General features: G+C 43.6%; 7 protein-coding genes and 1 rRNA gene (1 of these 8 only partly in view). All 8 read left to right on the plus strand.

The genetic code is table 11. The annotated features are described in order from the left end of the window. Positions 1-2 precede the first annotated feature (2 nt). On the plus strand, positions 3-464 hold the full coding sequence (gene rimI / locus DM09_RS02585; protein WP_038247322.1) for a ribosomal protein S18-alanine N-acetyltransferase: 462 nt from the start codon (positions 3-5) through the stop codon (positions 462-464). Further along, positions 461-1,015 carry a chorismate--pyruvate lyase family protein gene (locus tag DM09_RS02590; RefSeq protein ID WP_038247323.1) on the plus strand — a complete coding sequence of 185 codons (555 nt, stop codon included), beginning with the start codon at positions 461-463 and terminating at the stop codon, positions 1,013-1,015. Before rimI ends, DM09_RS02590 begins: the two co-directional genes overlap by 4 nt. 94 nt (positions 1,016-1,109) lie before the next feature. Then, positions 1,110-1,769 carry a tetratricopeptide repeat protein gene (locus DM09_RS02595; protein ID WP_157753584.1) on the plus strand — a complete coding sequence of 220 codons (660 nt, stop codon included), beginning with the start codon at positions 1,110-1,112 and terminating at the stop codon, positions 1,767-1,769. Between the two features lie 4 nt (positions 1,770-1,773). Further along, positions 1,774-2,898 (plus strand): outer membrane protein assembly factor BamB family protein, encoded by a 1,125-nt coding sequence (locus DM09_RS02600; protein WP_051937964.1) that lies wholly within the window; start codon positions 1,774-1,776, stop codon positions 2,896-2,898. Then, positions 2,895-4,292, plus strand: a complete 1,398-nt coding sequence (der, locus tag DM09_RS02605; RefSeq protein ID WP_232507726.1) for a ribosome biogenesis GTPase Der — start codon at positions 2,895-2,897, stop codon at positions 4,290-4,292. Before DM09_RS02600 ends, der begins: the two co-directional genes overlap by 4 nt. Next, a complete protein-coding gene (locus DM09_RS02610) occupies positions 4,292-4,726 on the plus strand; it encodes a type II toxin-antitoxin system RatA family toxin (protein ID WP_038247324.1) in 435 nt (144 codons plus the stop codon). The genes der and DM09_RS02610 overlap by 1 nt, the downstream gene beginning before the upstream one ends. 10 nt (positions 4,727-4,736) lie before the next feature. Then, positions 4,737-5,045 carry an RnfH family protein gene (locus DM09_RS02615; protein ID WP_038247325.1) on the plus strand — a complete coding sequence of 103 codons (309 nt, stop codon included), beginning with the start codon at positions 4,737-4,739 and terminating at the stop codon, positions 5,043-5,045. 584 nt (positions 5,046-5,629) lie between these two features. Next, positions 5,630-6,002, plus strand: a 16S ribosomal RNA gene (locus DM09_RS02620) (it continues 1,168 nt past the right edge of the window).

Below are 6,002 nucleotides of genomic sequence, written 5' to 3' on the forward strand. Positions count from 1 at the left end.
TCATGGCATTTAACTACCGAGAAGGCAATATTGATGATATAGAGGCCGTGTTTGCTTTAAATCGTAAAGTATTTGATGAGGCATGGTCTAAAACAGTGATGTTGCAGTCGTTGCAGGTGGGTTATGATTTGTTTGTTTGTTACCAAGATGAAGACTTGCTGGGTTATGTCTTAAGCCAAGATATTTTGTTTGAAACGCAAATTATGCAGTTGGCTATTCGGCAAGATAAACGTCGGCAAGGTATTGCTCAGCAGTTGATGGGTATGCTTATGCAAACAAAACAAGATATGGATGAATTGGTATTGGAGGTGCGCGCCTCTAACCTTGGTGCACAAGCTTTTTATAAGACTTTGGGTTACGTTGCAGTAGCAAGACGACCAAAGTATTATGCAAAAACTGCGAGTAAACCTAGGGAAGATGCTGTGGTTATGCATTACAAACCGCAAGTGATGTGTGCATCATGATCACAGCATTATTAGCGGTGGAAACATGGCAAGATTCGAAGTTTTCTCCAGAGCTTCATCAGCAAATGACAGCCATACAGATGCGCGTGCTGCGCGTGACGAGTGTGTTAACAAACTTTCTTGAGCAGAAGTATGGCTTGAAGTTGGATGTGCAGCTGCATGATCAATGTATGAGTACAGCCAGTGAGGTTGAGGCTGGTTTATTGGATGTTGAACCTTACGAGCGCTGTTTGCGGCGTAAGGTTTCCTTAAAATCACGTGGGGAAGTCATGTTTGATGCCGAATCGGTATTACCCTTGGATATTTTGCCTGTAGAGCTGATGGCAGAGCTTGAGGCTGGTAAGCGACCCTTGGCAAACTTGTTGTCAGATCGAGGTTTGCTGTTATCACGTTCAGGATTAAGTGTGACACAGGTGAAATCTGCAGGTGTTTACCAGCATTGTTGGGCTAGACGATCAGTACTGCATGCACAATCAGGGGCAAAAGCCTTGGTTACGGAAGTATTTCATGATGCCATTTGGCGCAAGTTGGATTATTTGGTAAATCGTTAAATCATCAAGACCTTGCTGCACAATAATTGACACTCGTCATCAGCCCTTTAGCGTGTGGCTGCAATTTCATGAAGGTATAGGCAAGGTAATTCAGGTGAAAAAGAAAAAAGAAGAGAATGCTCCTGTTGAGGGCATCGTTGATGGCACAGATTTTGTTGAATTAAAACGGGATATGCAAAGCGCTAAAATCATGGCGTGGTTGGAATACAATCAGCAACAGTTGATTGCAGGTGCTATCGTGGTACTTGTGGCACTGGTTGGTGTTTCGCTGTGGAAAGAGCAGCAAATGACTGAGAAAAATTCAGCAGCGTTATTGTATATGAAAGCGATCAATACAGCTGATGAAACACAGCGCGCCAACCTTTTGGATACGGTGACTAAGGATTTTGCAGATACGGGTTATGCTGTGTTGGCGAAGTTACAAAAAATAAAATTAAGTGATGCGCCTGAAAAACAAGTGCTTTTACGTTCGCTTATCGCGTCTAAAGTTGCCCCTGAGTTTGTATGGCAGGCGCGTTTAGATTTGGCAGAGCTGTTGATTATTGAAGGTAAAGCAGCTGAGGCAGAGGAAGTATTGTCTGAACGTTTGGGTAAACAGTATGAACAAGCACGTTATGCTTTGCTTGCATCCTTGACGGAAGATAAAGTAGAAAAGGTTACGCTGATTCAAAAAGCATTGGATGCAGAGTCTAAAGACAGTGAGTTGGTTGCTCGTTTAGAAGCAGAGCTTGCATCATTACGTCTTGAGAAGTAAGCCGATGTTACTTCGTGCTTTCGTACTTTGCATGGCAGTGATGTTGAGTGCTGTACATGCCAATGCGTCGGCACAATTGCATATTGCTTGGTCTGTTGATGTTGATCAACGTTTGCCCAATGCGCCGCTTGCATTAAGCGCGCCTGCTGTGATTGAGGCCGATGGGCAATCGTATATTGTATTGGGCGCTCAAGACAGTTGGGTTCATGTGTATGATATGGATGGTAGAGATATTCGGCGCATTCGCATTCAAGCACCTTCAGATTCAGGTGTATTGGCACTGCCCAATCAGCTTGTGGTTTTGGGTGATATTACGGGAATGTTGTATGGTGTTGATCCTGTGCAAGGTAAGGTACAATGGAAAATACAGTTGACTGCAGGTTTGACGGGTACACCTGTTGCTATTGATGATGACTTCTTGGTGCAAACCACGGATAATCGGGTGTATCGTTTTTCAGCTTCGGGTAAGAAACAATGGAGCTTTTCAGGGCAAAACAATACTTTAGGCATGTATCTTAATGCCTCACCATTGGTGTTAGGTTCGCATATCTATGTGTTATTGAATAATGGTGATGCCATTGCTTTAAAGGCAGATAGCGGTGATTTATTGTGGAAAAAGCAGTTGTTGCTTTCGAGTGAGTCGGCATCACTTTCCGATATTAAAACACCTTTGGCTAACCCCATTTTCTTGTCGCAACTGCATTTGGATGGAGAAGTCAACAAGGATGTGCTGCTCGCACCGCTTTTTCAAGGTGAGTTGCAGGTGATTTCAGCAGCAGATGGTTCGTTATTGTTGGATCTGCCTGTTTCTTTGCGATCTTCTCCAGTGCTTGCTGGCAAAATTTTGTATATGGCAGATAGCACAGGTTATGTGCATGCTTATGATATTGAGAAAGGGAAGCGTTTGTGGAGCAAGAAATTATCCGCCGCAGGGCTATTGGGTCCTGTATTTTGGCAAGGCGCATTATGGTTGGCAAATAACCAAGGCACTGTATACCAACTGAACTTGCAAGGTGATGTGAAAGCCCAAACCGTTCTATCAGGTTATATTTCACGTGAGCCTTTACTGACACCCAACGGGTTATTGGTGCGTACAGAACGCGGCGAAATGGTTATGGTGAAACCATGATGGGACATCAATTGCCAGTTATTGCTATTGTGGGTCGCCCGAATGTGGGTAAATCAACATTATTTAATCGTATTATTAAACAAAGGAAAGCTATTGTCGGTGATAGACCTGGAGTAACAGTTGATAGGCTAGAAACGGAATGTGTCATTGGTGGTGAAGCATGTGTATTGGTGGATACCGGTGGTATTGGTGAATCACAGCATGGTGAAATGCAAGGTGCCATTGATAGTCAAGTGGAAGCAGCGCTTGAAATTGCAGATGTGGTGTTGTTTGCCGTCGATGCGATTGCTGGCCCAACACCTGTGGATCATGCCTTGGCTCAGAAGTTACGTAAATCAAATATTCCCGTAATACTTACCGTGAATAAAGCGGAAAATGCAGGGCTTGCCTCTGAATTTTTTGCGCTTGGTATGGGTGACCCCCAGCCTGTTTCGGCGGCACATGGTCATGGTATGCAAAGTTTGTGTTCGTTGATAGCGAAAACGACTCCCAAATATGATATTCAAGACCCCATCAGCGATGAAAAACCATTGGCGCGAGTGACCGTGATTGGCCGCCCGAATGTGGGTAAATCCACACTTATCAATGCTTGGTTGGGCAAAGATAGAATGGTGGTTAGTCCGATTGCGGGAACCACGCGAGATGCGATTGATACCGATATGCCTTATGATGATAGTTTTATTCGTTTGGTGGACACAGCAGGGCAACGCAAATCAGGACGTATCAATGATGTGATTGAATTTGTGGCGCGAGTGAAAGCGGTGCAAGCATTTAGACGTGCCGATGTTGCGGTGATGGTGTTGGATGGTGCAGAGGGTATTGTTGAGCAAGATATGCGTTTGATGCATTTGGCTCAGGAAGAAGGTTGTGCCTTGATTGTTGCGGTCAACAAAGTGGATTTGTTATCCGATGAAGATTGGAAATATTATGTTGAGCGTTTGGACTTTAGGATGCGTGGTTTGCCTGATATTCCCGTGTTCCGAACAGCTGCTAAACATAAAAAAGGCGTAAAAAAACTACTGAAACATGCGGTTGAGGCTGGCATTGCCAATGCTACTGAGATTGGTACGGGTGAGTTAAACCGCTGGATGATAGCGGCTGAGAAAAAACAGTATGCACCCAGTGATAGCGGTGCAGTTGTGCGTTTAAAATATGCTTCGCAAATTGGCACAACGCCACCAACGATTAAGATTTTTAGTAATCGCCCGCAAGCCATTAAACCATCGTATAAACATTATTTGGAAAAAAGTTTTAGGCAGCACTTTAAGCTGCCGGGTATTCCTGTGCGTTTGAAGTTTGCTAAATCTGACAACCCTTATGAAGAAAAAGCAAAGGGTAAAACTAAGACGGCCAATGAAAAAAGACATCAGGAAAAGAAAAGAAGCCGCGGCTAATGCATTGCTTTGAAGAAACAAAAGTATTGCCTGCAAGTGCTAAGATGATGTATGACTTGGTGATGGATATTGAGGCCTACCCAGCTTTTGTGCCTTGGGTGAGTGGTGCGAGGTTGTTGGAAGTGAAAGAAAATGAGTTGAGTGCTGAGTTAACTATGGACTTGGCTGGCACAAAACACAGGTTTCAAACGGTTGATTATTTTATGCCGCACAAACTTGTCGAAATTCGTTTGTTGTCTGGACCTTTTAAGTTCTTGGAAAGTGTATGGACGTTTGAACATATTGATGACAAGCGTTGTAAAGTACATTTTTCTATTGAATTTGAATTCAAGAACATGATGCTAGACCTTGTGGCATCACCTCTTTTTGGTGCAGCTTGTAAAACGATGGTAAACACGTTTGAAAAACGTGCAAGAAGCCTTTCGGCAATTTAAGGAGTAGCTGATGCATATTTCGATTGTATACGCTTTACCCCATGAACAGTTTTTAGAGGAACTTGATGTTCCAGAGGCGTGTACAGTTGAGCAGGCGCTTCATATGTCTACAGTATTAATGAAGTACCCTAATATTGATTTGGCGGTCAATAAGATTGGTGTATTTGCTAAACTGGTCAAACTGACTCAAGAATTACATGATGGTGAACGCATTGAAATATATCGTGCTTTGCCACGCAAACCACGAAGTGCACATGCAGCCGATGATAAGAAGGAACGTATTCGTGCTAAAAAAGAACGCAAAAAGGTTGAGGAATAAGGTTTTATTCTACCTGGATTTCCCTTATCGAAATAAAGTGTTGTGCTTTGGAAATATGCGGTTAAGTTTCGCGTCCCTTCGCAAGGAGGGGCTGTTAGAAAGAAGGTTTTTTTAGCGGTGTTTTGCTTGGTTTTCTGCTTGTATTTGGTTGCCGTTTCGGTGTTAAAAATAAGCAGTTGACAGGTTAAAGTTGGGCGATATGTTTCGCCTCCCTTCGTAAGAAGGGTCACAGGAAACGGTTTTGTAAGAGGTTGTTTTTTGTGGTTGATTTTGGATTGTTTGGATGTTGTTTTTGGTGTCTTAAGTAGGCGTTAAAAATAAGATGTTGACAAGTTAAAGTCAGGCGATAAAGTTCGCCGCCCGCAGCGAGACGGGTTACTTTTAAAGTGACATGTTACGGTGCTGGATTTGCTCTTTACAATATATAATTTTTACTTGAGCTGTGAGCGCATCGAGTCTTTCCTTAACTATTTGGTAGGATTACTTGATGTAAGCTTATAGTTCATAATATGAACGTTACGTTTATTTTTGAGTGGTCTTGTGACCAGATAGTTGGGATTAAGTAATATAACAAAGTTAAACTTTCTACGGAGAGTTTGATCCTGGCTCAGAACGAACGCTGGCGGCGTGCCTAACACATGCAAGTCGAACGGTAACAGATCTAGCTTGCTAGATGCTGACGAGTGGCGCACGGGTGAGTAACGCGTGGATATCTGCCTATTAGTGGGGGACAACTTGTGGAAACGCAAGCTAATACCGCATAAGCCCTACGGGGGAAAGCAGGGGACCTTCGGGCCTTGTGCTGATAGATGAGTCCGCGTCTGATTAGCTAGTTGGTAGGGTAAAGGCCTACCAAGGCGATGATCAGTAGCTGGTTTGAGAGGATGATCAGCCACACTGGAACTGAGACACGGTCCAGACTTCTACGGAAGGCAGCAGTGGGGAATATTGCACAAT

Origin of the sequence: Ghiorsea bivora (genome assembly GCF_000744415.1) — a bacterium.
In the GTDB taxonomy this organism is placed as follows: domain Bacteria; phylum Pseudomonadota; class Zetaproteobacteria; order Mariprofundales; family Mariprofundaceae; genus Ghiorsea; species Ghiorsea bivora.

Coding starts and splice junctions, on each gene's coding strand:
- rimI (WP_038247322.1), top strand. CDS start 3: ATGGCATTTAACTACCGAGAAGGCAATATTGATGATATAGAGGCCGTG.
- DM09_RS02600 (WP_051937964.1), top strand. CDS start 1,774: ATGTTACTTCGTGCTTTCGTACTTTGCATGGCAGTGATGTTGAGTGCT.
- DM09_RS02615 (WP_038247325.1), top strand. CDS start 4,737: ATGCATATTTCGATTGTATACGCTTTACCCCATGAACAGTTTTTAGAG.
- der (WP_232507726.1), top strand. CDS start 2,895: ATGATGGGACATCAATTGCCAGTTATTGCTATTGTGGGTCGCCCGAAT.
- DM09_RS02610 (WP_038247324.1), top strand. CDS start 4,292: ATGCATTGCTTTGAAGAAACAAAAGTATTGCCTGCAAGTGCTAAGATG.
- DM09_RS02590 (WP_038247323.1), top strand. CDS start 461: ATGATCACAGCATTATTAGCGGTGGAAACATGGCAAGATTCGAAGTTT.